Source organism: Paenibacillus sp. J22P165 (assembly GCF_059692015.1).
Genome location: NZ_JCAUAP010000002.1, coordinates 50,686 through 74,312 on the forward strand (window position 1 = coordinate 50,686; position 23,627 = coordinate 74,312).

Annotated in this window: 21 protein-coding genes; 6 read left to right on the top strand and 15 right to left on the bottom strand. The window is 46.5% G+C overall.

Features of this window, described 5'->3' with window-relative positions:
* Positions 1 to 65: 65 nt before the first annotated feature.
* Positions 66 to 836: an SDR family NAD(P)-dependent oxidoreductase gene (locus tag AC58QM_RS04300; protein ID WP_497281700.1), complete on the bottom strand. Its 771-nt coding sequence runs from the start codon at positions 834 to 836 to the stop codon at positions 66 to 68.
* Positions 837 to 897: 61 nt separating this feature from the next.
* Between AC58QM_RS04300 and trhA the strand changes: the two genes are divergently transcribed.
* Complete coding sequence (gene trhA / locus AC58QM_RS04305) at positions 898 to 1,524, top strand: PAQR family membrane homeostasis protein TrhA (protein ID WP_497281702.1); 627 nt, start codon at positions 898 to 900, stop codon at positions 1,522 to 1,524.
* 6 nt (positions 1,525 to 1,530) lie between these two features.
* On the opposite strand, the gene AC58QM_RS04310 is transcribed toward trhA, so the two are convergent.
* Positions 1,531 to 2,184: a GDSL-type esterase/lipase family protein gene (locus tag AC58QM_RS04310; RefSeq protein ID WP_497281703.1), complete on the bottom strand. Its 654-nt coding sequence runs from the start codon at positions 2,182 to 2,184 to the stop codon at positions 1,531 to 1,533.
* Positions 2,185 to 2,253: 69 nt separating this feature from the next.
* Positions 2,254 to 2,562, bottom strand: a complete 309-nt coding sequence (locus AC58QM_RS04315) for a hypothetical protein (protein ID WP_497281705.1) — start codon at positions 2,560 to 2,562, stop codon at positions 2,254 to 2,256.
* Between the two features lie 128 nt (positions 2,563 to 2,690).
* Between AC58QM_RS04315 and AC58QM_RS04320 the strand changes: the two genes are divergently transcribed.
* On the top strand, positions 2,691 to 3,854 hold the full coding sequence (locus AC58QM_RS04320) for a M20 family metallopeptidase (protein ID WP_497281707.1): 1,164 nt from the start codon (positions 2,691 to 2,693) through the stop codon (positions 3,852 to 3,854).
* On the opposite strand, the gene AC58QM_RS04325 is transcribed toward AC58QM_RS04320, so the two are convergent.
* The 10 genes from AC58QM_RS04325 to AC58QM_RS04370 form a co-directional block, all read right to left on the bottom strand.
* On the bottom strand, positions 3,788 to 5,104 hold the full coding sequence (locus tag AC58QM_RS04325) for an MDR family MFS transporter (RefSeq protein WP_497281708.1): 1,317 nt from the start codon (positions 5,102 to 5,104) through the stop codon (positions 3,788 to 3,790). The genes AC58QM_RS04320 and AC58QM_RS04325 overlap by 67 nt on opposite strands.
* Before the next feature lie 64 nt (positions 5,105 to 5,168).
* Positions 5,169 to 6,050, bottom strand: a complete 882-nt coding sequence (locus tag AC58QM_RS04330; protein WP_497281709.1) for a DMT family transporter — start codon at positions 6,048 to 6,050, stop codon at positions 5,169 to 5,171.
* Between the two features lie 178 nt (positions 6,051 to 6,228).
* On the bottom strand, positions 6,229 to 6,570 hold the full coding sequence (gene ytxJ, locus AC58QM_RS04335) for a bacillithiol system redox-active protein YtxJ (RefSeq protein ID WP_497281711.1): 342 nt from the start codon (positions 6,568 to 6,570) through the stop codon (positions 6,229 to 6,231).
* 305 nt (positions 6,571 to 6,875) lie between these two features.
* Complete coding sequence (locus tag AC58QM_RS04340; protein WP_497281712.1) at positions 6,876 to 8,477, bottom strand: PucR family transcriptional regulator; 1,602 nt, start codon at positions 8,475 to 8,477, stop codon at positions 6,876 to 6,878.
* Positions 8,478 to 8,693: 216 nt separating this feature from the next.
* The gene (locus AC58QM_RS04345) at positions 8,694 to 9,110 is read right to left on the bottom strand and encodes a PaaI family thioesterase (RefSeq protein WP_497281713.1); all 417 of its coding nucleotides are present in this window, start codon (positions 9,108 to 9,110) and stop codon (positions 8,694 to 8,696) included.
* Between the two features lie 52 nt (positions 9,111 to 9,162).
* Positions 9,163 to 10,833 carry a long-chain-fatty-acid--CoA ligase gene (locus AC58QM_RS04350; protein WP_497281715.1) on the bottom strand — a complete coding sequence of 557 codons (1,671 nt, stop codon included), beginning with the start codon at positions 10,831 to 10,833 and terminating at the stop codon, positions 9,163 to 9,165.
* Positions 10,834 to 10,870: 37 nt separating this feature from the next.
* Complete coding sequence (locus tag AC58QM_RS04355; RefSeq protein ID WP_497281717.1) at positions 10,871 to 12,643, bottom strand: acyl-CoA dehydrogenase FadE; 1,773 nt, start codon at positions 12,641 to 12,643, stop codon at positions 10,871 to 10,873.
* Positions 12,644 to 12,711: 68 nt separating this feature from the next.
* The gene (locus AC58QM_RS04360; RefSeq protein WP_497281719.1) at positions 12,712 to 13,899 is read right to left on the bottom strand and encodes an acetyl-CoA C-acyltransferase; all 1,188 of its coding nucleotides are present in this window, start codon (positions 13,897 to 13,899) and stop codon (positions 12,712 to 12,714) included.
* A gap of 91 nt (positions 13,900 to 13,990) precedes the next feature.
* Positions 13,991 to 16,384, bottom strand: a complete 2,394-nt coding sequence (locus AC58QM_RS04365) for a 3-hydroxyacyl-CoA dehydrogenase/enoyl-CoA hydratase family protein (RefSeq protein WP_497281720.1) — start codon at positions 16,382 to 16,384, stop codon at positions 13,991 to 13,993.
* Between the two features lie 92 nt (positions 16,385 to 16,476).
* On the bottom strand, positions 16,477 to 18,516 hold the full coding sequence (locus AC58QM_RS04370) for a (Fe-S)-binding protein (RefSeq protein ID WP_497281722.1): 2,040 nt from the start codon (positions 18,514 to 18,516) through the stop codon (positions 16,477 to 16,479).
* A gap of 269 nt (positions 18,517 to 18,785) precedes the next feature.
* On the opposite strand from AC58QM_RS04370, the gene fadR reads away from it, so the two are divergent.
* The 3 genes from fadR to AC58QM_RS04385 all read left to right on the top strand — a co-directional run bounded on the left by fadR (position 18,786) and on the right by AC58QM_RS04385 (position 21,246).
* The gene (fadR, locus tag AC58QM_RS04375; protein ID WP_497281724.1) at positions 18,786 to 19,373 is read left to right on the top strand and encodes a fatty acid metabolism transcriptional regulator FadR; all 588 of its coding nucleotides are present in this window, start codon (positions 18,786 to 18,788) and stop codon (positions 19,371 to 19,373) included.
* Positions 19,374 to 19,437: 64 nt separating this feature from the next.
* The gene (locus AC58QM_RS04380) at positions 19,438 to 20,202 is read left to right on the top strand and encodes an electron transfer flavoprotein subunit beta/FixA family protein (RefSeq protein ID WP_497281725.1); all 765 of its coding nucleotides are present in this window, start codon (positions 19,438 to 19,440) and stop codon (positions 20,200 to 20,202) included.
* 60 nt (positions 20,203 to 20,262) lie between these two features.
* Positions 20,263 to 21,246, top strand: a complete 984-nt coding sequence (locus AC58QM_RS04385; protein ID WP_497281727.1) for an electron transfer flavoprotein subunit alpha/FixB family protein — start codon at positions 20,263 to 20,265, stop codon at positions 21,244 to 21,246.
* A 50-nt stretch (positions 21,247 to 21,296) separates the two neighbouring features.
* Here AC58QM_RS04385 and AC58QM_RS04390 read toward each other — a convergent pair whose 3' ends face one another.
* Complete coding sequence (locus AC58QM_RS04390) at positions 21,297 to 21,875, bottom strand: hypothetical protein (protein ID WP_497281729.1); 579 nt, start codon at positions 21,873 to 21,875, stop codon at positions 21,297 to 21,299.
* A gap of 191 nt (positions 21,876 to 22,066) precedes the next feature.
* On the opposite strand from AC58QM_RS04390, the gene AC58QM_RS04395 reads away from it, so the two are divergent.
* The gene (locus tag AC58QM_RS04395; protein ID WP_497281731.1) at positions 22,067 to 22,489 is read left to right on the top strand and encodes an ester cyclase; all 423 of its coding nucleotides are present in this window, start codon (positions 22,067 to 22,069) and stop codon (positions 22,487 to 22,489) included.
* 99 nt (positions 22,490 to 22,588) lie between these two features.
* On the opposite strand, the gene AC58QM_RS04400 is transcribed toward AC58QM_RS04395, so the two are convergent.
* Positions 22,589 to 23,572 (bottom strand): alpha/beta fold hydrolase, encoded by a 984-nt coding sequence (locus AC58QM_RS04400; protein WP_497281733.1) that lies wholly within the window; start codon positions 23,570 to 23,572, stop codon positions 22,589 to 22,591.
* Positions 23,573 to 23,627 lie beyond the last annotated feature (55 nt).

Consider the following 23,627-nt stretch of genomic DNA (forward strand, 5'->3'; position numbering starts at 1 on the left):
CGACATAAATGGTGATAGGTTTCGCGAATCTACGACCCTAATTCTACATATTTAGACAAATTTCGCTAAAATCCGTATATTGTCATACCACCATCCACAAAAAGTGTCTGACCTGTGACATAATTAGCCGCATCAGATGCCAAGAATACCGCAGGTCCGACTAGCTCCTCTAATTCACCAACACGGCGCAGCGGCGTGCGAGCGATAATTTCCGCTAAATAATCGGGCTGATTCAGTATTTTCTCCGTCAGGGGAGTTTTGAAATACCAAGGCCCGATCCCATTCACCAGGATGCCATATTTCCCCCACTCCAGTGCAAGCACTTTGGTCATCTGGATCATCGCCGCTTTTGTTGCAGCGTATACGACACCTGTACGCAAAGCCACCTGACCCGCAACTGACGCAATATTGATGATTCGCCCATATTCACGCTGCTGCATGTGACGACCTACAATCTGTGAGCACAGAAACGCTGATTTTAAGTTCGTCTGCATGATCGTATCCCATTCTTCGTCCGTTACTGCCAAAGCTTGACTGCGGATGTTCATGCCAGCATTATTAATAAGGATATCAATACGATCCGTCTGAGCAATAATAGCGGCGACAGCCTCTTCAATTTGCTCCCGATTCGTAACGTCCACGGTGTATGGATAAGCTTGTCTACCTAATGCGCGAATTTCTTCAGCAACATTGTCTAAATCCGCTGCCGTTCTTGCAAAAATAGCGACATCCGCGCCAGCCTCTGCTAAACCAATTGCCAGAGCTCTACCAATACCTCTGCCGGCTCCGGTCACTAGGGCGACTTTATTATTCAGTTGAAATGAAGGTAAATACATCGATTCATCGTCCAATCTATATAGGGATTCTCTATTCACCAATAAGAAAGAAGGGTTAACTATGCAATATTCAGTCAAAGAAGAGAAAGCGAATGCGCTCACGCATGGGATTGGTGTCATCCTCAGCATAGCCGCACTCATTCTGCTCCTTGTACAAGCTTGCACACACGGAAACGCTTGGCATATCGTCAGCTTCAGCATTTTCGGTACAGCGCTGGTTCTACTGTATACATGCTCCACACTATTACACAGTGTTACTCAGACAAAAATAAAAGATATTTTTGAAGTCCTGGATCACTCCGCCATCTATGTGTTAATCGCTGGAACCTACACCCCTTATCTACTCGTTACGTTGCGAGGGACACTCGGGTGGTCGTTTTTTGGTGTCATATGGGGCTTAGCCCTCATTGGCATCGTGTTAAAGTTATTTTTCGTAAAAAGATTCGTTCTCGTTTCAACCCTGTGTTATATCTTCATGGGGTGGTTGATCGTGATCGCGTTCAAACCGCTCTATGCGCAATTGCCGCTAGGCGGCATTGTATGGCTAATTGTCGGCGGTCTTCTCTACACACTCGGCTCGATCTTCTATGTATGGAGGCGCATTCCCTATCACCATGCCATATGGCACTTATTCGTGCTGGCTGGCAGCGCCTGTCATTTCATTTCCATTTTCGGGTATGTGAGATAGTTTCATTTAGATAAACAACTGCTGCAGCTGCTGCAAGGTTACAGCGACCTCTAATTGGTTCGCTACCTTCTCATAGCCTAATTCATTGGGATGGATGGCATCCTCAGCTAGAAAAAGTGCCGCTTGACCGACAAAAGCATCGTAAACCTGCACGACTTGTATATGCGGCTGCTCTAATTTGCGCAGAAAAAGATTAAACCGTTGTACCCAATAGGCAGCATCCGGTATTTGCGGTAAGGGATTATATAAACCGATTAAGGCCAGTAGGTAGGGAGTTTGTATACCTTGCCGCAGCTTTTCAATTTGTGCGATGAGTTTACGATAGTTGGACTCATACGTTTGTAAAGCAGTTTTGAGTACCGAGTTATCGCCGTCATAAAAGAAGGGAATAGCCGCTTGAATGAGATCGTTACCGCCAGCTGTAATTGTAATGAGAGTCGCTTCTTGAATATCCTTCTGAAGCTCTTGATCAGACTCGATAGTCTCAAGCAACTGCGCTGTCGTGGCACCATTCGTGCCGGCATGACGCAAGGTAACAGGTACATTCAGCAGACATTCCAACCTTTGTCGATACACCGAAACGAAGCCTTGACCTTCTTCAGCACCATAACCAACGGTTAAAGAATCACCAAACGCCAAGTATTGAATTCTTTTTTCCATCGCTATCCTCTCCCCTAAAGCGTGACGTATATTACTATATGCGCCACCGCCCAGTTTGGGAAGGGATACCTACAGGGGTTCATTCGTCGTTTTTTTTACGCTTACATGCTGATTTACATATGTTTCAATTTGTGCTTTCTCTGCATACGTGAATTGGAATTCACTATCACAGCCTTCATCATGGAGGACAATCTGTACAATGTCTCCATCGGAATTACAAATGACAAGGATAGATGGATCAATCAGCCCTTCAGGAAGATCTTCACCTTCTGCCAATTGAATGCCAAGGTACACATCCTGCCACTGACCCCGGCTCTCCGCTTCAAGAAAACATAAGCTAAATCGGGTTTCTTCATGCTCTGCTCCATATTTCATCATAGTCGTTCCCTCCACTTTCTTTAACATCCATGATCTAGTGTTCAGCCATTATGACATTGCATTTGGTAGTTCTTGCTTCTATATACTACAATGGAGAGAAGAACCATTCAACAAAGGAGCCAACTTCTATGAAATCAACAATCGCTCAAACAATAGAAAACAATGCCGCAAGATTCAAAGATATTTCCCGTTTTATTGGGGCAAACCCGGAACTTGGGCATGAAGAATTCCTTGCATTCGCACGTTTAACCGAAGAACTCGCCTACCATGGCTTTACAATTGAACGTGCTGTTTTAGATATTCCTACCGCATTCATCGCAACTTACGACTCAGGCAAACCCGGACCCATCGTTGCCTTCATGGCTGAGTACGATGCACTCCCTGAGCTCGGTCACGCTTGTGGTCATCATCTCATCTGCATGATGAGCATCGGGGCTGCAATCGGCCTCAAAGCGGCTTTAGCAGCAACTGGCGGCAGTATCCGCGTCTACGGTACGCCTGCCGAAGAAACCAAAGGCGCCAAAGTTCCTATGGCGGCAGCCGGGCTTTTTCACGATGTCGACATCGCACTCATGGCCCATCCTTATTATACGTATGAAAAATCAGGCGAATCACTGGCAATGGATGCCATCCAATATGAATTCTTCGGCCGCTCAGCACACGCCGCGGCACAACCCTATGAAGGCATTAATGCGCTTGATGCAGTCCTGCAGCTATTCAACAGCATCAATGCGCTGCGCCAACAGCTCAAATCAGATGCTCGCATTCATGGCATCATCAGTGAAGGCGGCAAAGCGCCCAACATCATCCCGGACTATGCGGTTGCAAGATTTTACGTCCGCTCAGCGACACGCACGTACACGAATGAGCTCGTTCAGAAGGTCCTTCACTGTGCAGAAGGCGCTGCCCTTCAAACTGGCTGCACACTGAATACATCCTTCTACGAATACTCGTACGATGAGCTGCGCACAAATGAGATCTTATCCAACGTTTTCACAGACCAATTGTTCGAGCTCGGTATCAACCCGAAAGAAATTGAAATCGGCAAAGACCACGGATCCTTGGATCTCGGCAATGTCTCCACACAATGCCCTACCATTCACCCTTTCGTGAAGGTGGTGGGTGAGCGACATTTGCTCCATACGAAGGAATTCCGTGATCTCGCTATGACTGAGCCTGCACTTGACAGCATGCTCTTCACGGCGAAGGCACTAGCTTACACCGCTTATGAAGTGCTGTCTAAACCTGCTTTATTGGCTTCCATAAAAGAAGAATTTGCAGCGGCAAAGTAACCCTGTTTCCGCTCTTCCAGCTGTGTCAGTATCGAATAAAACATCACCATACCGATCACACCACTGATGGCAATTAATGAGGCCATGAGCCAGGAAGACAGCATCCCGCCTAGGATTACCCCTAGACCGCCCAGAAACGTAGCTCCTCTATATACCATGCCATACAAGGCCATATAGGAGCTGCGTGAATGGTCGGGAGCCATGTTACCGAGGTAGGCTTGCTTTATTGGCACGTACATCAATTCACCTACGGTAGCGATCAGCATCGAAAGTAAGAGTAATTCAGGGTGATTACTGTAAGCCAGATAGCTATACCCAGCAATATAGCAAGCATAGCCGAGAAATAGCACATTACGATCCGTAAATCGACGCATCAGCACCCCCATAAACACCGAGAGAACAACCACAAGTACCGTATTCTCCGTACGTATAAACCCCAGCATTTGGAAGCCATCAATGCGCCAGGCATCCGTCAGCCACGGAAGAAACGGCGTATCTATCATCTCTTTCCCCAAACGAACAGCGACATAGTTCCCCAAATGAAACTCCACCGATACCAACAATAAAGAAGCAATTGTGAAAATCAGAAACGTTTTGTCACGCAGTACCATCCGGTAATTCGTCCAAATTGAAGGACGCGTCCCCTTCGTTTTATTGCTTTTCGCCATCATTTGAGCCTTATAGTCATCCTGAATACATACATATGTAACGATGCTGGTAACCAAACCAATTACGGACAACGCTATAAACAATTCAAATAAATAGGATTTAAATAAAAATGCACCAGCCATCCCCGCGATTGCAAAAGATAGATTATTCATCCAATACATGATCGCATACATGAATTTACGTTCCTCAGGCTGCGTGGCATCCAGCAGCATAGCCTCATTAGCTGGCCCATGAATCCCCCAGCATACACTCACGACAATCATTAGGAGAAAGGTTGCGATTGGTGACTCCCACCACGGTGAATTTGCTACTGCCATAAGTAGGAAACAGAGCATCCAACCTATTTCTGCAGCGAGCATCAGCTTCTTCCTGCCAAATCGATCTGAATAATATCCGCCGATGATACCAGCAACGACACCTGCCAAAATACCAAGAATAACAACCAAACCAGCAAGTGTATCCCCTAATTTTCCTGAGAAATAGATCGACATAAATGGCAGCACCATATTATTCGCAGTGCCCGATAGAAAGGATAAGCCTATTCTTAATTTTACATTGCGATGAAAATCTCGAAACCTCATGCTGCTCCTGCCTCCATCTCACACCGTTATTAACCTTCGTTCAATAAAAGAGTACAAGAAACCCTTACGGTTTCTCATTGCTTCGCAAGAACAAAGCTACACCAACAAGCAGTAAACAACCAGCCAAAAGCTGCATCGTCGTAATCGTTTCACCTAATAGGAAATAGGCCAATATCGACGCACCCAGCGGTTCCCCTAGTACCGTCATCGATACCGATGAAGCTTTCATATATTTAAGCAACCAGTTAAACACATAGTGTCCGAATATCGTGGAGACGAATGCAAGCAGGAAAAAGATTCCCCATTCCTTCATTGGATAGCCTGTGAATGCTTCACCTGAGTAAATATTCGTCACCGCGAGCGTTAGTCCCGCAAACAAGAATACAAGAAAGCTGTACACATAGGCTGAAATGCGCTCTCTCAAGCTTTTGCCAAGTAACATATGAAAGGCAACAGCAATCGTCCCAACGAAGGACAGCACATCGCCTTTCAGCGCTTCACCTGAGAATTGAAAATCGCCCCAACCGATACAAATAGCTCCTAGAATTGCAATACACATGGCTATGATAGCGGTACGGCTTGTCCGAACACCATAAAGCAAGAAGGCACCAACCAGCACAAAAATCGGCTCAAGCGTTAAAATCGCAGTCGAGCTTGCAACCGTCGTATAGCGCAGCGAATCCATCCAAAATAAAAAGTGCAAACCAAGCGCAATGCCAGATATAGCCGTGCGAAGCCAATCTTTCATTTGAATTCTCTGAAACTCTTTGCGGTAATTCCATAGGAATGGCAGCATTAAGACATTCGTCATAAAAAGTCTGTACATCGCGATGACCGCTGCTGATGCGTCAGACCATTTTACAAATATGGAGGAAAAAGATATAGCAATAATACCGATTACAAGAAAAATCGGGATGGGAATTTTTGTTTTGTTCATTGCATTCATGAATAACGAACTCCTTAGCTGAAAATTACTGTCATGTTGTCGTCAAATAAGTATATAGGAGGATGTTCGGCTTGCCAATCTTTTTTAAACGACGTTCAATTAAACACAGGCATAAAAAAGCCCTCCGTCCCACCTACATCACGTAGATAAAACGAAGGGCTGTATATACGTTAAATAATTAATCTAGTACTGCGGACATATGCTTATTCGTCACAGACCAGTGGGATGTATTCCAGATAGATTCTTTATTTTTGAAATAAAGAATTTGTGGGGATGCATGCTTGATACCTAGGTCCTCTGCGATTTGATTCGAAACAGGACGGGACTCAATCACCTTCACCAAGAAATAATCCACAGCCTCATTGTGTGTGCCAGATAAGTATTGTTCGTATTCATCAAGTGCACTCGCACTTACCGGACATGTTGTACTGTGCTTTAGAACGACAGCAGGCTTTTCCGTAGAACGATCAAGCACTTCCTGCCACTCAGATAACGTCGTTAACTCTTTCCATGCAGACATGTTTCACATCTCCTTTCTCTACTTTCTCCTCAAAATTATAAGGTAACGACTTCGCTTATGCAACTAAAGGTGGGGTTCTAGGAAAGCTGGGCACTTATGATAAATAAGTAATAACTGGAAATTATGCATCTATTTACACTAAATGCCACTGAATATTCGATAATATCCAGCTATTTTACGAACATACGGAATTCCACATTATATTTCCTCATGCTGCTTACTCCAACTAAGTAATCCGTGTCAATATGCCTCTACTCAAAAACAAAACCCTTAACTGCTGATTAGCAATTAAGGGTTCTGGTGTCTTAAGATCTCACTTGCAAGAATTGACGGAATAAGAAGACCGCCTTCAACTTCAAGAGATCATTTACTTTTTTGAAATCAACTTGCAGTAGATCACTAATTTTCTCCAACCGATACGTAACGGTATTACGATGAATGAATAATTGCTTAGCAGCCTCACTAACTTGACCGTCGTTTCGAATAAATACTTCAAGCGTACGAATCATTTCTTGAGAGTACTCCGGATCCTTCTCTAAAAGAGGACGTAGAATCTTCGCACAGTAATCTTCCATCATTGGAGACGACAAGTGCTGAAAGAGATGAGCAAATTCGATCGTTTCATAATGCAGAACACGGTCTGGCAAACAGAGTTTCTCCGCCATTCGCCCCGTCTCACCACATTCCAAGTACGCCTCGCGAAGTGCAGTAGGCTTCACTTTCAGTGCTGATGTATAGAACACCATGCCTTCTCGCTCAGACACATGTCCAGCTTCCCGTTCATACTTGCTTAATAGCTGTGACAACTCTTCTTCGGGAAATCCATCCGCTTGCGTCGTGGAATAGATTGAAAACAGATGATCCTTCAGGATAAAATGATGCCCTCGCACATTGCTGGATTTCGTATGAGATTCCAAATATTGCTTAACTTCCTTAAGCTTTTCATTCCCAGCATCCTGAATCAATGATGGATTCTTACTCTTTCCAATGACACATTGGTAAGCACCTGTAAAAATGAATAAACCTCTCGCTTCCGCTTGCTCCATAAACTCCTCAAGGGACGTTCCTTTTTCCAAGTAGCGGATCAAGTTATTCTGCAAATCCCGCTCAGCAGAAGCTTCAACATGCGAACGGAACGTATAACTCATATGGAACGAGAGAATATCTGCGGCTTGTTGGAACAAACCTTCCTCCACAGTAGCCAGCAGAACAACATCAGGAATGATTAATAATTGTCCTAATGGCTCATCATCTTGTTGCTGTAAACTAACGCGATACGCTCTATCTTTTCCTGCGTAGACCCAGCCTGATTTTCGCTTTTTCGGCCAGTTCTGAGCAAGCTGCTCGGCATGCCATGTACTTGTGTTATATAAGACTCGCCCCCTTGCTCCAACAACTGCCATCGGATATCCTAGAATTTCGCTGATAAGCTGAAACATAGCGTTCATGTTATCTTGTTTCAGTCCGAACTGCATCAGCTTCTTCTGCTTTTCGAGCACCGTTTGCAGCAATTCTGTATTCCGGCGATATTCAGCATTAAACAACGCATTCATTTGATCTGAGAACGTGAACTGAAATGGCATTTCAATAATTGGAAAATGTAATCGATCCGCTTCGTCCATAACGATTTGCGGCAGCTCCGTCCAAAATCTCCCGAGCTTAATCCCTAGACCTGCAGCTCCGCGGTCATTTAATTTGCGCAGGAGGTTCACGGTTTCTTGCGGGCTGTCTTTCATCGCGAAGGCTGTAGTAAACAGCATTTCACCTGATTTTGTCCAATCGGCAATGTCAGGAGCGTCCATGACATTGACTGATTTAACAATACGGGATTCCCCTTGTTTTCCGGCGACTAACTTTGCTTCCGTTAATGGATAAATCGCCAACGCTTCACGAATGGTAAGATGCATCGTGCTTCCCCCCTATGCCTTTTAATCGATTATAGGATGATCAAATGGTACACGTCAATGCATTTACGTCATAAAACATAACATCAAATAAAAATTTATGAAATTTTCATGAAAATTATTAATTATATGTAATGTTATATGACATATATTTAATAAAAAGAACCCTCACAACCACGATCTCCGTAGTAATGAAGGCTCCTTATGCTGAAGCTTCAACTAAATCACACGAAACGTTCCTGTCCCGATCGTCCCCAAATTACCTTCACTGTCCTCAACTCGGCCTTGCGCTGTAATCATTTTACGCGATTGATGGACAAGTTCCGCTGTTACAAGCAGTCTTCCTGCATAGAGGGGAGACACAAAATGCACATTCAAGTTTGTTGTAACAACTTTCTCCTCTGGCCTCGCGATCATAGCGATTATTCCCATTGCAGTATCCAACAACGAAGATGTGACACCCCCATGAACCATGCCAATGGGGTTTAAATGATGCGGCTTCGCATCCAATGCGATTGTGATGATACCATTCGTTATACCGACAAATTCACAACCCAGATAGCCCCAGAAGGTGGGCTCCGCTGCTGCGGCGAGTTGCTGCAATTTTCTTACGATACGATCATTTCCATCATCCATTGGACTCCCTCCTTCTTTGTAAGGGCTGCCCTACGTATGATAGCCCTGCTATTTACTGCTTGACTTCTTCCTCTAGTAATTGCCGACGGAGGACCTTCCCAATCATCGTTTTGGGCAGAGACTTCCGGAACTCAACTTTACGAGGCACTTTATAAGCAGCCAACCGTTCTCTGCACCAAACATCGAGCTCTTTCTCCGAGAGTGTCATCCCTTCTCTAAGTACGATAAAAGCTTTCACAGTTTCGCCACGGTATTCATCAGGAACACCTGCCACAGCCGCTTCCAGAATCGCTGGATGCTCGTAGAGAACTTCTTCAATATCACGCGGATAAATATTAAAGCCACCTGCAATAATCAAATCCTTTTTCCGGTCAACGATCGAAAAGAAACCATCCTCATCCATACGTCCCATATCTCCGGTATATAACCAGCCATCTTTGATCGTCTTTGCCGTTTCTTGCTCCCGTTTCCAGTACCCCTTCATAATTTGAGGGCCTTTAATAATAATTTCACCGATCTCACCAATCGGCATTTCCTCCCCAGAGTCAGAATCCACGACTTTCGTTACGGTATCCGGAAAAGGAACGCCGATGGACATAATTTTACGGAATCCCCAGATTGGATTGGCATGGGTAACAGGTGAAGCCTCTGTCAGCCCATAACCTTCAATTAATCTACCTCCGGTCAATGCTTCAAATCGCTCTTGAACCTCCAAGGGCAGTGGCGCTGAACCGCTTACACAAACATTAATGGAAGAAATATCAACTTCTTTCACCCGTTTATGATTGATTAACGCGACATACATGGTAGGTGCACCTGGGAAAATGGTCGGTCTTAATTTGTGAATGGTATCAAGAATCATATCAATATCAAACTTAGGAATGAGAATCAGCATGCCTGCGCGATACATGGCTTGGTTCAGAAGAACCGTCAAACCGAAGACATGGAAGCACGGAATGGCACCTAAGTAACGATCTCCGCCAGGTTCGACTTGATAACACCAATGACTCGTCTGATACGTATTTGAAATTAAATTGGTGTGTGTCAGCATGACCCCCTTAGAGAGCCCTGTTGTTCCACCTGTGTATTGAAGTAAAGCAATATCTTCGTCCGCGTTGACATCTACACAAATCGGCTCAGCCGAAGCTGCTCGCAATAACTTCTTGAATGCATAAACACCTTCACCATAGGTCACATCGAGCTTGGCGCCATCCTTTTTCATTTTAATCGGATATAGAAGATTCTTAGGAAACGGTAAATAATCCTTAATCGAAGTTACGATAACATGGCGCAAGAATGTCCGTGATTTTGCCTTCTGAACGCGATCAAATAGCAAATCCAATGTGATTATGACGACAACTTCTGAATCAGAGAGCTGATGAATCAGCTCTCTCTCCACATAAAGCGGATTCGTCATCACGACAATTCCACCCATCATTAACGTGCCGAAATACGCAATGATTGCCGAAGGACAATTCGGCAGCATAATCGACACCCGTTCCCCTGGACGTACCCCAAGATCCATTAACACGTGAGCAAATTGATAAGACGCATGAAGCAATTCGCGATACGATAGCTTTTTCCCCAAGAAATACAAGGCAGGCCGTTCGGGAAATTGATGTGCTGAATCAACCAACAGACGTGCTAGATTATGTTTCGGGTACTCGTAAGTCGGCGCCACTTCCGCTGGATAATGACGCAGCCAAGGCTTTGTCTCCCTCATACAAAACCATCCCCTTCAGGTTCTTGACTCCCAAGACTCATCCGATGAATTTCTCACCCTGAATTACACGTGCGGCGATGTCGCGCTTCAACCCCACCGTATTGACACTGCTGCGTCTAGAGAGCTTCTTGAGTATAGATAGTTGAGTCCGAAGCACATCTCCTTCTTCCATCGTACTGAGTGCTTCTTTCGCATATGCCTCAATTTTGTCAAAAGCCTCATGAATAAATACCGTCGTGATCTGAATGGCGTTTTTCGCCTTACTTTCGCCTTGTTTGTCAATGAGTTTTTGGGTACGAAGCAGTCCACTTTCTGCAGCAAAAATTTGAATCATGATATCAGCCAGGTTGCTCAACACCTCTTGATTCTTCTCAAGAGCCATTCCGTATTTCTGTACAGCTAGGCCGCCTACCATGAGGAATACTTTCTTCGCCATGCTCACAAGATGAGCTTCTTCTTCTAACGTCCCCTCGAACGTTTGGCCTGGCATGTAGCCAAGTAAGTCACCTTGCAGCTCTTGAGCTTTTTGCAACAAAGGCAGTTCACCTTTCATTGCTTTCTTCACTAAGGTACCCGGAATGAGCAAGCGATTAATTTCATTCGTCCCTTCGAAAATACGATTAATCCGCGAGTCACGGTAGATCCGTTCCACTTTATACTCTTGAATAAAGCCGTAACCGCCATGAATTTGTAATCCCTCATCCGCAACAAAGTCAAGAACTTCCGAAGCAAAGACTTTATTGATCGAGCATTCCAACGCATACTCAGAAATACCCTTAGCCGAAATTTTGCCTGCCTCTGGACTAGAATGGTCAATATCCTTGAGAATCGTATCAAATAAACCAGTCGTCCGGTATACCATACTCTCTAGGATATAGGTTTGAATGTTCATTTCTGCCAACTTTTTACCAATTAAAGGAAATCGCGATATCGGTGTTTGGAACTGTTGGCGCGTATTGGCATATTTCGATGCAAGCTCAATCGTCTCCTTAGATGCACCTAGACAACCAACAGCTAACTTATAACGACCGATATTTAGAATGTTAAAAGCAATCAGATGACCTTTGCCAATTTCTCCAAGCAGGTTTTCTACAGGTACCTTTACATCTTCAAAAAATAATGGACGTGTCGATGAGCCTTTAATCCCCATCTTCTTTTCTTCAGGTCCCATGGTAAAGCCTGGATCACCTTTTTCCACGATAAAAGCAGTAAAGTCTGTTCCATTAATCTTCGCATAGACGATGAAAATGTCAGCAAATCCGGCATTAGTGATATAAAGTTTCGAACCGTTTAAAAGGTAATGTTTTCCGTCTTCCGATAGTCGAGCCGTCGTTTTGGCACCAAGGGCATCTGATCCAGAAGTTGGCTCTGTTAAACAATAGGCAGCGATTTTCGCTCCAGTAGCTAAATCAGGCAGATACTTTTTCTTCTGCTCTGGCGTTCCGAAGAACACGATTGGCAGCGTTCCGATCCCGACGTGCGCGCCAATGGATAAGGCAAAAGAAGAAGCACGCGCTAAGTTTTCACTGATAATCGTAGAGCTAACCTTATCCAACCCTAGGCCGCCATAAATTTCTGGCACATCTGCTCCTAGTAACCCTAAGTCACCTGCGCTGCGCATGAGTTTAACGGTCAAATCATAATCCAGCTTCTCCAAGTGCTCATCATTCGGCATAACTTCCCCATTCACATAGTCACGTGTTGTTTCTGCAATCATGCGATGTTCTTCCGTGAAATCCTCCGGTGTTACGATGGAATGAAAATCAAGATCCGATATAACAAAGCTTCCGCCTACGATTTTGTTCGTCATGAGTCAACTCTCCTTATGATTTGGGATAATGATTAGAAACACATATGAAAGATAAGATATTTTTGTGATTATTCCACTGCATGAACTTGAAACACACCAGCCGCTCCCATGCCGCCGCCAATACACATCGACACAACACCATACCCGCCGCCTCGGCGCTGCAGTTCATAAATTAAACTTGTTGAAAGCTTTGCACCTGTGCAGCCAAGTGGATGGCCCAGTGCAATTGCGCCCCCGTTCACATTAACCTTCTCTTCATCTATATCCAGTTCGCGAACAATATGCACGCACTGTGAAGCAAAAGCTTCATTAATCTCAAAAAGATCAACTTGATCTTGTGTAATTCCAGCCATCTGGAGCGCCTTCGGGATCGCTTTGACGGGCCCAACGCCCATAATTTCCGGCTCCACACCGGAAAGCGCAAAGGACAGGAACGTCGCCATCGGCTTCAGCCCGAGCGCTTCTGCGCGTTCTCGGCTCATCAGCACGGCCGCCGCAGCGCCGTCTGACGTCTGTGACGCGTTACCCGCCGTCACAGAGCCCCCCAAGCTGAACGCAGGCTTCAGCTTGCTTAGACCTTCCACGGATGTATCGGGGCGAACGCCCTCATCCGTGGCAAACACGTACTCACGAACGTAGGCTTTGCCTCGTTCGTCGACGCCCTTCACGGTCGTGCTCACCGGCACGATCTCGTCTGAGAAGCGGCCGGCTGCGATGGCCGCCGCTGCCTTCTGATGGCTGCGCGTCGCGAAGCCATCCTGCGCTTCGCGCGAGATGCCGAAGCGCGTTGCGACGGCTTCGGCCGTATGCCCCATGCCCATGTACACCTCGGGCATGGTCTCGACCAGCCGCGGATGCGGCGAGAGCTTGAAGCCCGTCATCGGGACGTGGCTCATGCTCTCAACGCCTCCGGCGATGACCACCTCGGCGTGGCCGAGCATAATGCGCTCCGCCGCATAGGCGATGGCCTGCAAGCCGGAGGAACAGAAGCGATTGACCGTGATGGCCGGCACGGTCACAGGAAAGCCCGCATACAGCGACATCGTGCGGGCGAAGTTCAGCCCTTGCTCGCCTTCGGGCATCGCGCACCCGATGATAATGTCCTCGACATCACCTTTGTCGAGCCCAGGAACGCGCCGTACAGCCTCTTCGAGTACGGCTTTACCTAGATCTTCCGCGCGCGTTTGCGCAAAACTGCCTTTTTTTGCTCGCCCTACGGCGGTACGTGTTATGGATACAATGACGGCTTCCTTCATCGAACTCACCTCATTAGGAATAGTTGGGGATCATACTTCACAAATTGTGTCTCATCCTGAGCTCATTTTGACGTGTGTCAACGCCAGCAACTTAATTCCTCAACGCTTTCCCCTTCGCGAGCATATGCTGCATCCGCTGCTGCGTCTTGATCTCACCACATAGACTCAAGAAAGCTTCACGCTCCAAATCGAGCATATATTGCTCCGTCACCAATGTACCCGCAGGCACATTTCCCCCAGCCAACACATGTGCGAGCTTATTCGCAATCAGCTGGTCATGTGCACTAATGTAGCCGCCTTTCAGCATCGAATAGGCACCAACCTGCATAACGGCCTTTCCATTCTCGCCAACCACGCGAATTTTCTCCACCGCTGGAGCTGTATAACCAGCGGCATCCATCCGAAGCACAGCTTGCTTCGCTTCATAAATCCGATGATCTGGATTCACGACGACGGAATCTTGCGCTCGCATATACCCGAGACGTTTCGTATCATGGCCGCTCGTGGATACTTTCGCCATTGCCACCGTCTCGAACGCTGCATTGATCCACGGCTGTAGATCAACTTCCGGATCTCTCACTTGCTGACTAGCCAGCAGTGCTAATTCTTTACAACCGCCCCCCGCAGGAATAAGTCCTACTCCCGTCTCAACGAGTCCGTAATACGTCTCCGCTGAGAAAATCGTTTGATCCGCCGGCATGCAAGCCTCCACGCCTCCGCCGAGCGTCATTTTATGAGGAGCAGCAACAACTGGTCTATCCAGTCTTTTCAACTTCAACATCGCGTTCTGGAATAACCGAATGATGCCATCCACTTCATCCCACTCGCCGTCCTGCGCTTCCATCAATAAGAGCATCAGATTAGCGCCAACACAGAAGTTTTTACCTTCATTGGCCACAACTAGCCCTCGATAATTACTACGCACCTCATCGACACTCTGCTGAATCATCGTGAGAATATCAGCCCCAATTGCATTATTGGGAGAGTTGAACTCCAAGCAAGCTACGTCGTCACCAATATCAATTAAGCTCGCTCCGCTGTTCGAGCGGATGACTTTGTTTTGCTGCTTAAGAGACGCCAATGAGATGATTTCTGGCCGCGACTCCACCTCACGAAGTTCCCCATTCAAGATCGCGAATGTGCGACCCTCTTTTCGCTCATAGAAGCTGTCATGACCCGCGTCAATCCACGCTTTCACCCACTCCGGCACGGTGCTGCCTTCCGCTTCCATGCGTTCCACCGAACGTTTCAGTCCAATTGCGTCCCACGTTTCAAAAGGACCCAACTCCCAGTTAAAGCCCCACTTGAGCGCATTATCGATGTCCACGATGTTATCCGCAATTTCGTCGCGTTTGTCAGCTGCGTATAGCAATACTGGCTTCAAAATGTTCCACGCCAGATCCGAATACCGATCCTTCGCACCCAGCAAGGCTTTCAGCTTCTGGGCAGTCCCCTTTGCCTGTTTGGCAGCCTCCAACGATGCTGAGCTAATTTTGCGACCTACTGCGTATTCCATCGTTTCCAAGTTCAAAGCTTGAATTTCTTTACCTTCAGCCGTCTTCACTTTCTTATAAAAGCCTTGACCTTGCTTCTCCCCAATCCAGCCTTTGACCACCATCTGTTTCAAAATATCAGGCGTATCGAAGACATCCTTCTCTACCGGATCCGTTACAAGATCAAACACATTGTTCGCTACATGCACGAATGTATCGAGTCCAACGAGATCCAGTGTGCGGAAAGTTGCACTTTTCGGCCTCCCCATGGCAGGTCCTGTCACCGCATCTACTTCTTCTACCGTATAGCCATTGGCCAACATTTCACGCAATGTAATTAGCAAACCGTAAGTACCAATCCGATTACTTATAAAATTAGGCGTGTCTTTCGCTTGCACAACACCTTTACCAAGTTTTTTCTCACAAAAATCATGCATGAAGGATATAATTGCTGGATCTGTTTGTTCATTCGGAATAATTTCCAATAATTTCATATAGCGTGGCGGATTAAAGAAATGAGTCCCTAGAAAATTCTTTTTAAATTCAGCACTCGCATTTGCAACCATGGCATTAATTGAGATCCCCGACGTATTCGATGAGACAATCGTTCCAGGCTTCCACACTTTTTCAATCCGAGCAATAAGCTCTTGTTTAGCCTGTAAATTTTCGATAATGACTTCGACGATCCAGTCCACTTGGCTTAGCTTTGACAAATCATCTTCAATATTCCCTGGTGTGATGCGCGAGGCAAAAGTTTCACTATACAAGGGAGCCGGATTAGTCTTTCCAAGCTTCTCCAAGGCACCGACTGCAAACCGATTTCGTACTTTAGGATGATCTAGCGTAAACCCTGCTGCTTCTTCTTGCGGCGTTAACTGATCAGGCACACGATCTAGCAATAAGACAGGAATACCTACGTTGGCCAAATGAGCAGCAATACCGGAACCCATTACACCCGAACCGATTACCGCTGCTGTACGAATAGTTGTCATGAGATCATCTCCTTAAAGTTTTCGTTAGAAAACTGGCTTCGAAAGCATCACTTAAGTTTTTCGATAGAAAAACTGGCTTCGAAAGCATATTCTTAGTTTTTCGATAGACCAAACACCGATTGTGCCAGAATCTCTGCGATATCCCTTGCTTTTACCTGCTCCTCGACTTCTTTCAGCTTCGTACCATCCTCCACCATCGTCAAACAATAAGGACACGCCGAGGAGATCACCGTTGGTTTGACACTCAGAAGTTGCTCCGTACGCGCCACATTTACACGAGTACCCGCCGTTTCCTCCATCCACATCATGCCTCCGCCCGCTCCACAGCACATGCTGTTCTCACGAGAACGCGCTTGTTCCACAAGTTCCACACCAGGAATCGCCCGCAACACGTTGCGTGGCTCCTCATACACCTCGTTATAGCGACCTAAGTAACAAGAATCGTGGTACGTTATGCGTTCATTGACCTCGAATTGCGGAGTCAAGCGCTCTTCTTTCACCCATAGATCCAGCAGTTCTGTATGATGAAAAACCTCTGCCGTTAAGCCAAATTCGGGATACTCGTTTTTGAACGTGTGGTACGTATGCGGGCATGTCGTGACGATTTTCTTGACCTTGTACTTTTGAAAAGTAGCGATATTATCCGCACACAGCTGTTGGAACAGGAATTCATTCCCCATCCGACGCGGGGTATCACCTGAATTTTTTTCCTCATTTCCTAAAATGGCAAAAGAGATACCAGCCTCCTTCATTAATTTCACGAATGCATGTGTTATTTTGCGACTGCGATTGTCATAGGCACCCATGGAGCCCAAGAAGAACAGATACTCAAACGTTGGATTCTCCTTAACCGTTCGCACTTCAAGCGCATCTTCCGGATCAACCTCTTTGACCCATTTCACACGATCATTGCGGGAAATCCCCCAAGGATTGCCTTGTCTTTCGATATTTTGCAGCGCTCGCTGCCCATCATGCGGCATACTGCCTTGCGTCAGCACCAAGTGCCTGCGCATATCAATAATTTTATCCACATGCTCATTCGCTACTGGACATTGATCCTCACAGTTTCGACAGGTTGTACAAGCCCACAGCTCTTCCTCGGTGATCACACCTCCGATAAGCTCAACCTCAAGTGGGTTCCCTTGCGACTCTGGTGCAAACACCATGGCCGGCACCCAAGGCGACTTCGACGTAATGGCAGCACCCTTCTCTGTCAAATGATCGCGCAGCTTCGTAATCAGATGCATCGGTGATAGCAGTTTTCCAGTCGTGTTAGCAGGACATACGCTCGTACAACGACCACATTCTACACAGGAGTAGAGATCCAGCATCTGCTTTTGCGTAAATTCTTCAATCTTGCCAACTCCGAATGTCTCCGCATTTTCATCTTCCAAATTCAGTGAAGCAAGCTTCCCTGTCGGCTCTGTGCGCCGCAGCAAGATGTTGATCGGAGCGGTTATAATGTGAAAATGCTTGGACTGCGGCACATATATGAGGAAAGCAAGCAGAATCAATAGATGCATCCACCATCCCGCATAGAAACCAATGGTCGCCGCTGAAGTTGAAATCTCATCGAACATCGCTGCCCAAATGGATGTGAGTGGTGCGAAGCCAGATGCCGGAAGCCCCTCACGCACTCGTTCAAAGCCACCGCTAATCACAACAGATAACATCAGGAACATGATAAAAAACACAACAATACTTGGCTTCCAGCCTCGCTTAAGGCGTTTTAGCTTTTCAACATAGCGTCGGTAAGTCGCGTAGCCCATGGCCAGTACGATCAACCCAACCGTCACTTCCTGCATAAGGGTGAAGTAGTCATAACCAGGAATAGGTAACCCATGGTCAATTAGTCCTTTTAAAATAAGGTCCAAGGCGCCTAGCTGTAGAATAATGAAGCCATAAAAAATCACGATATGCATAATGCCGCTCTTTTTATCCTTCAATAACTTCGTCTGGCCAAACACTTGAACCGCAAACCCCTTGAGCCTTAAGCTAGCTTCCTTCTTCAAATCCACCGATTTCCCCAACTGAATGTATAAGTATCGGTGATACACAACCCGGCCGAACCCGTAGAGTGCCAAACCCGTAACCGCCAGAAAAAGGAGAAACTGAATCAGCGTACCGGTCATGGAGGACCCTCCTTTTATTTAATTTGTTAATAGACGTTTTTGTTAACGCTTACATTCCTCATTCGTAAAAAAGCAAATTCCATTCGTCCCTTTTAAAATAAGAGTAGAAACCTGCTTCCATGTGAAGAGTAAGCCGACAAACCTCCCTACTTGCTTGGTTAAGCGGAATAAGTCGTTGACAAGGCGTACTGCGTATTTTATGATGAAATTACAAAAATGAATGAGTATTCATTCACCGATATTTGTATTCTAACACCGAGGTGATCTCCTTGACAAGTGGCAAAAAACCAGACAAGTATTATGCGATTCTCGAAGGCGCGTTAAAGGTATTTGCGGAAAATGGGTTTCATAAATCCCAAGTTTCGCGTATCGCCAAAGAAGCCGGCGTCGCAGATGGCACCATCTATCTCTACTTCAAGAAGAAGGAGGATATCTTAACTAGTCTTTTTCAAGAGAAGTTAGGCGAGCTTGTAGAGAAATTCAATCTGGCGGTTCGTGAAAGCACGAGCGCGAAGGATGCGTTGCGCAAAATCTGTGAAATTCATTTTAGCGAGCTAGAAAATAACATTCATATGGCCTACCTCACGCAAATTGAGCTTCGTCAAAGTGATTTGGAGCTTCGCCAAGAGATTGGTCTTGCCCTAAAGAGATATATTATCCTCATTGAAAATATATTAGAAAAAGGAAAGAATGACGGCAGCTTCCGTTCCAATCTGGATGTTAAGCTTGTGCGACTCCTGATTTTTGGAGGCATGGATGAAGTCGTTACCTCTTGGCTAATTTCTGGCCAGAAATATTCGTTAACCGCACAGGTTGGCCCTACACTTGATTTTTTCTTGAGAGGCATTGAGACGTAAGCATGGCTTCAAAGACCACCATTTAAAGTTCTTATTTCATGTATATTCAGGAGGGAGCTTGGCTATGGACATTTTTGTATTATTGAAGCAAACGTTTGATACAGAGGAGAAAATCGTCTTGCAAGGCGGCGTTATTCAAGAGGATGGCGCGAAGTTCGTCATTAATCCCTACGACGAGTATGCTGTCGAGCAAGCTATTCAGCTTCGCGATGAGCATGGCGGTAAAGTGACGCTTCTATCGATCGGACCTGATCGAACAGCGGAAGCACTTCGAACTGCTCTTGCGATGGGCGCGGATGAGGCTGTCTTGATTACTGATGATCGGATTTTGGGCGATGAATTTGAAATTGCTGAGATTTTGGCCGCGTATTTGCGCGAACAATCCGTCGACCTCTTGCTTGGTGGTAATTTCTCTGTCGATAACGGTGCTGGCCAAGTCGCCATACGACTTGCTACATTGCTCGGACTCCCCCATGTAGCGTCGATCACAAAACTAGATATTTCCGGTAATGAAGCTGTCGTTCACCGTGATGCTGAAGGCGATATCGAAGTGATCGAGGTTCCTCTCCCTGCACTATTTACGGCGCAACAAGGCTTAAATGAACCTAGATATCCTTCTCTTCCTGGCATTATGAAGGCGAAGAAGAAACCATTCCAGCACTTAACCCTTGATGATATTCCAGGTTCAGACGCGATCCTGGCCAAAACAGCTCGACTGGCTCTATCTCTTCCACCCGAACGTCAAGCGGGTCGCATCCTCAAGGGCGATCTCCCTCACCAAGTGACTGAACTCGTTCAAGCACTGCGTAACGAATCCAAAGTGATCTAAACGACATCCCGAACATACAGGTTACCCACCGAAACTATTTATTTTAGGGAGGCTACAACGATGGCAAAACAATTTCTCGTAGTTGCAGAAGCTCGCAGTGGCAAGCTTCGTCAAGTATCCTTTGAGGCATTACGTTCAGCGCAGCTATCTGCTGCTGATGGCGATACATTGGCTGCTGTCTTGATTGGCGGTGCAGGTACGAAAGCATTAGCTGGCGAACTTGCCGCTTATGGCGCAGAAGCCATCTATGTCGTTGAAGATCCGCAGCTTGAGAGCTATAGCTCGGAAGCTTATCTAAGCGCATTGCTTGCTGTTACTGCTATCGCAGGACCGCAAGCACTATACTTCGGCCACACGGCTATCGGCCGTGATCTTGCTCCTTTGGCTGCAGCGTCCCTCTCTGCTGGCCAAATCTCCGACGTTACCGCCATCGAGCGCAGCGGCGATAACGTGCTGTTCACCCGACCGCTTTACGCGGGCAAAGCAGTCGAAAAGAAAGCGTTTACCGACCCTGACGCGCCATGGGTCGTCACGATAAGACCGAACAACATCGCAGCCACTGAGCCTGACGCTTCGCGTCAAGCACAGCTTATCGATGTTGCTTACCCCGCTCCCTCCCTGCGCAGCATCATCCGGGAGGTCGTCAAGAAAACGTCCGGCGCGATCGACTTGGCTGAAGCCAAGATCGTGGTCTCCGGCGGACGGGGCGTGCGCAGCGCCGATGGCTTCCAGCCGCTCGAAGAGCTGGCTGCCGTCTTAGGCGGCGCTGTTGGGGCATCCCGCGGAGCCTGCGACGCGGGTTACTGCGAATACGCGATGCAGATCGGCCAGACCGGCAAGGTCGTGACGCCGGAAATTTACATCGCGTGCGGCATTAGCGGCGCCATTCAACATTTGGCGGGGATGAGCTCTTCGCGCGTCATCATCGCCATCAACAAGGATGCGGAGGCGCCGATCTTCAAAGTGGCCGACTACGGCATCGTCGGCGATCTGTTCGAGGTCGTGCCGCTGCTGACCGCGGAGTTTAAGAAGCTGCTGGCTTAGATCAGCAGCCACAAGCGAGCCCCCTTTGCGCAACGCGAAGGGGGCTTCTTTTATCTCATTTTCCGCCGAACAATGACAATCGTAGCTCCAATAATGCCGACTACTACAACACCAGTCAGCGCGATCCAGATCGTTGGGTCTATCTGACCCGAATCTCCTCCATCAATCCGAACTTGTTCCGTCGGAATTTTTCCCACGCCTAAGGCAGCAAGATCCTCTTGCGCTTGATCTAAACCTTTTGTCCGATCACAAATGATAGTTACTAGCAACTCTTTATTGCCGTACATCGTTGAGGGATGCGCATAAACCAAATATTCCTTCCCTTTTTCAAAATTAAAACCACAATCTCCACCGCCACTTCCAGTATGAACAGTGATCTGAGATTCCGTGCCACCTTTCCAAATACGGCTAACTTCAAATACCGCTGCCTTCGTCATACCGCTCTTTGAGTTACTTTGCCCCTTCACTTCAAGAACACGTCCAGCAAAAACAGCTTCCGAATGACTCAATTGTTCTTCAACCGTTTGCGGTTGGGCACAAGAACAAGCATAAGCTGTCGATGAATTAATTCCTGTCATGATAGTTAAACCGATTACCATCATCACAATCAAACTTAGTAATCTCCGCAATAGTACTCCCCCTTCTTTTTATGACCCCACAAACAACATTTACCTATTTCATAAACGTGCATGTATCCCTAAATGTTTCAACGCTAGCAAAAACGCTCACTAGGCAGATCTGCCTCTTGAACTCCGCTCTACATTCCCCTATACTTTCAATACTTATCACTATTCCATTCTAGCTGAAGGAGCCAACACAGATGCCTATATCCCCAAAAGATCTCGTCCAACAGTTCTTCCAACTCGTTCGTTCTGGCAAGCAGCCCGATGCGGCTCATGACTTCATGGCTGAACAAGTGCTAGCCCATCAAATGACCGCTGAAAATGAAACGACTGTTCATCGATCACCAGCGAATTATGCGGAGCATGTGCGTGAGATGCTCGCCGTCTATGGCGATTTTCAATTAGAAATTCAGGAACTCCTAGCTCAAGAGAATCGTGTCTATGTGCGATGGAAACAGACTGGTAAGCATATCGGAGAAGTTGATGGCTACCCGCCAACAGGTCAAACGATTATCGAAATTGCTAGCGCCGTTTATCGCGTAGAGAATGATAGAATCGTAGAATACTGGATTCAAATCGATCGCGAAGGCATTCGTAGTCAACTAGAGCGAAACGCTTAATTTCGCGCAGAAAAAAGCTGCTCCGACTGGCTCTTTTTGACCAGTTAGAACAGCTTTTTCAGCAATTTATTCATGTTAATCTGGCATCTATGCTTTCCACTAAGTTGCCATCCAACTATCCAACCTCGCAACAATGTCCCCCATTACCTCATCGCGGTTAATTTCATTCAACATCTCATGTCTGCCGCCTGGATACAGCTTATAGCTGATATCTTGAATCCCAAGCTTTTCGTACTCGCGAATGAGTCTGCGCACACCTTTTCCTTGCCCACCAACCGGGTCTTCCTCACCTGAAAAAATATAGATAGGGACATCCTTCCGAATACGATTTACATGCTGCGGTTGATGAATTTCCTTCAGACCTTTAAAGAAATCTCTGAAATAACCAGAAGTGAAGATACCGCCGCAATAGGGATCCTTCATATAGGCATCAACTTCATGGTCATCTCGGCTCAACCAATCAAATGCCGTTCGGTTTGGCTTAAATCTAGCGTTAAAGTTTCCGAAAGACAGCGCGGTCAACATCAAGCTTCTAAAATGATCCCCTCGAATCGCTGCTTCAACAGTCGCAATCGCAATCCCTGCATTCAGCGCTGCACCTTCTTTTCCATTTGACCCCGACAACATAATCCCCTGCACATGAGTCGGATAACGCTCCATATAGGAGACCATATAGTACTGGGTTAAAAATGACCCCATACTATGCCCCAGAACGAATAGTGGCAAGTGATCTCGTTTATCATCTTGTATAGGTAACTCGCTGTTATGATCATAGCGATTCCGAATTTGTATAGTGATTTGCCCCATGACATCAGCCATAGCATGAAAGCTATTCTTGCCAAACTTGCCAACGGCATCCAGGGAACCTGCCGTTTGTCCATGACCCAAATGATCATTGGCATAAACTGCGTAGCCATTCTGTGTTAACACTTCAGCCAAACGCTCATATCTGGCAGCCGTTTCTGCCATCCCATGGGCAATTTGCACGAGTCCCTTTATATCCATGTCTTCCGAAGGAAGCCACTCGTACACATAGTGCTTGATTCCCTGCGTATCTTCCCAAATAAAGTACCCTTTACGCATAAGATTCTCCTTCCAAATCCCGCTGTTCTCCCTCTTTAGTATACGCTTTCTTAGG

Bases quoted from the DNA above. Each gene is read 5' to 3' on its own strand.
- AC58QM_RS04365 (WP_497281720.1), bottom strand. From the start codon at position 16,384: ATGACAACTATTCGTACAGCAGCGGTAATCGGTTCGGGTGTAATGGGT.
- AC58QM_RS04360 (WP_497281719.1), bottom strand. From the start codon at position 13,899: ATGAAGGAAGCCGTCATTGTATCCATAACACGTACCGCCGTAGGGCGA.
- AC58QM_RS04345 (WP_497281713.1), bottom strand. From the start codon at position 9,110: ATGGATGATGGAAATGATCGTATCGTAAGAAAATTGCAGCAACTCGCC.
- AC58QM_RS04325 (WP_497281708.1), bottom strand. From the start codon at position 5,104: ATGAGGTTTCGAGATTTTCATCGCAATGTAAAATTAAGAATAGGCTTA.
- AC58QM_RS04400 (WP_497281733.1), bottom strand. From the start codon at position 23,572: ATGCGTAAAGGGTACTTTATTTGGGAAGATACGCAGGGAATCAAGCAC.
- AC58QM_RS04395 (WP_497281731.1), top strand. From the start codon at position 22,067: ATGCCTATATCCCCAAAAGATCTCGTCCAACAGTTCTTCCAACTCGTT.
- AC58QM_RS04340 (WP_497281712.1), bottom strand. From the start codon at position 8,477: ATGCATCTTACCATTCGTGAAGCGTTGGCGATTTATCCATTAACGGAA.
- AC58QM_RS04315 (WP_497281705.1), bottom strand. From the start codon at position 2,562: ATGATGAAATATGGAGCAGAGCATGAAGAAACCCGATTTAGCTTATGT.
- AC58QM_RS04330 (WP_497281709.1), bottom strand. From the start codon at position 6,050: ATGAATGCAATGAACAAAACAAAAATTCCCATCCCGATTTTTCTTGTA.
- AC58QM_RS04380 (WP_497281725.1), top strand. From the start codon at position 19,438: ATGGACATTTTTGTATTATTGAAGCAAACGTTTGATACAGAGGAGAAA.
- AC58QM_RS04385 (WP_497281727.1), top strand. From the start codon at position 20,263: ATGGCAAAACAATTTCTCGTAGTTGCAGAAGCTCGCAGTGGCAAGCTT.
- AC58QM_RS04300 (WP_497281700.1), bottom strand. From the start codon at position 836: ATGTATTTACCTTCATTTCAACTGAATAATAAAGTCGCCCTAGTGACC.
- AC58QM_RS04310 (WP_497281703.1), bottom strand. From the start codon at position 2,184: ATGGAAAAAAGAATTCAATACTTGGCGTTTGGTGATTCTTTAACCGTT.
- AC58QM_RS04370 (WP_497281722.1), bottom strand. From the start codon at position 18,516: ATGACCGGTACGCTGATTCAGTTTCTCCTTTTTCTGGCGGTTACGGGT.
- ytxJ (WP_497281711.1), bottom strand. From the start codon at position 6,570: ATGTCTGCATGGAAAGAGTTAACGACGTTATCTGAGTGGCAGGAAGTG.
- AC58QM_RS04320 (WP_497281707.1), top strand. From the start codon at position 2,691: ATGAAATCAACAATCGCTCAAACAATAGAAAACAATGCCGCAAGATTC.
- AC58QM_RS04355 (WP_497281717.1), bottom strand. From the start codon at position 12,643: ATGACGAACAAAATCGTAGGCGGAAGCTTTGTTATATCGGATCTTGAT.
- trhA (WP_497281702.1), top strand. From the start codon at position 898: ATGCAATATTCAGTCAAAGAAGAGAAAGCGAATGCGCTCACGCATGGG.
- AC58QM_RS04350 (WP_497281715.1), bottom strand. From the start codon at position 10,833: ATGAGGGAGACAAAGCCTTGGCTGCGTCATTATCCAGCGGAAGTGGCG.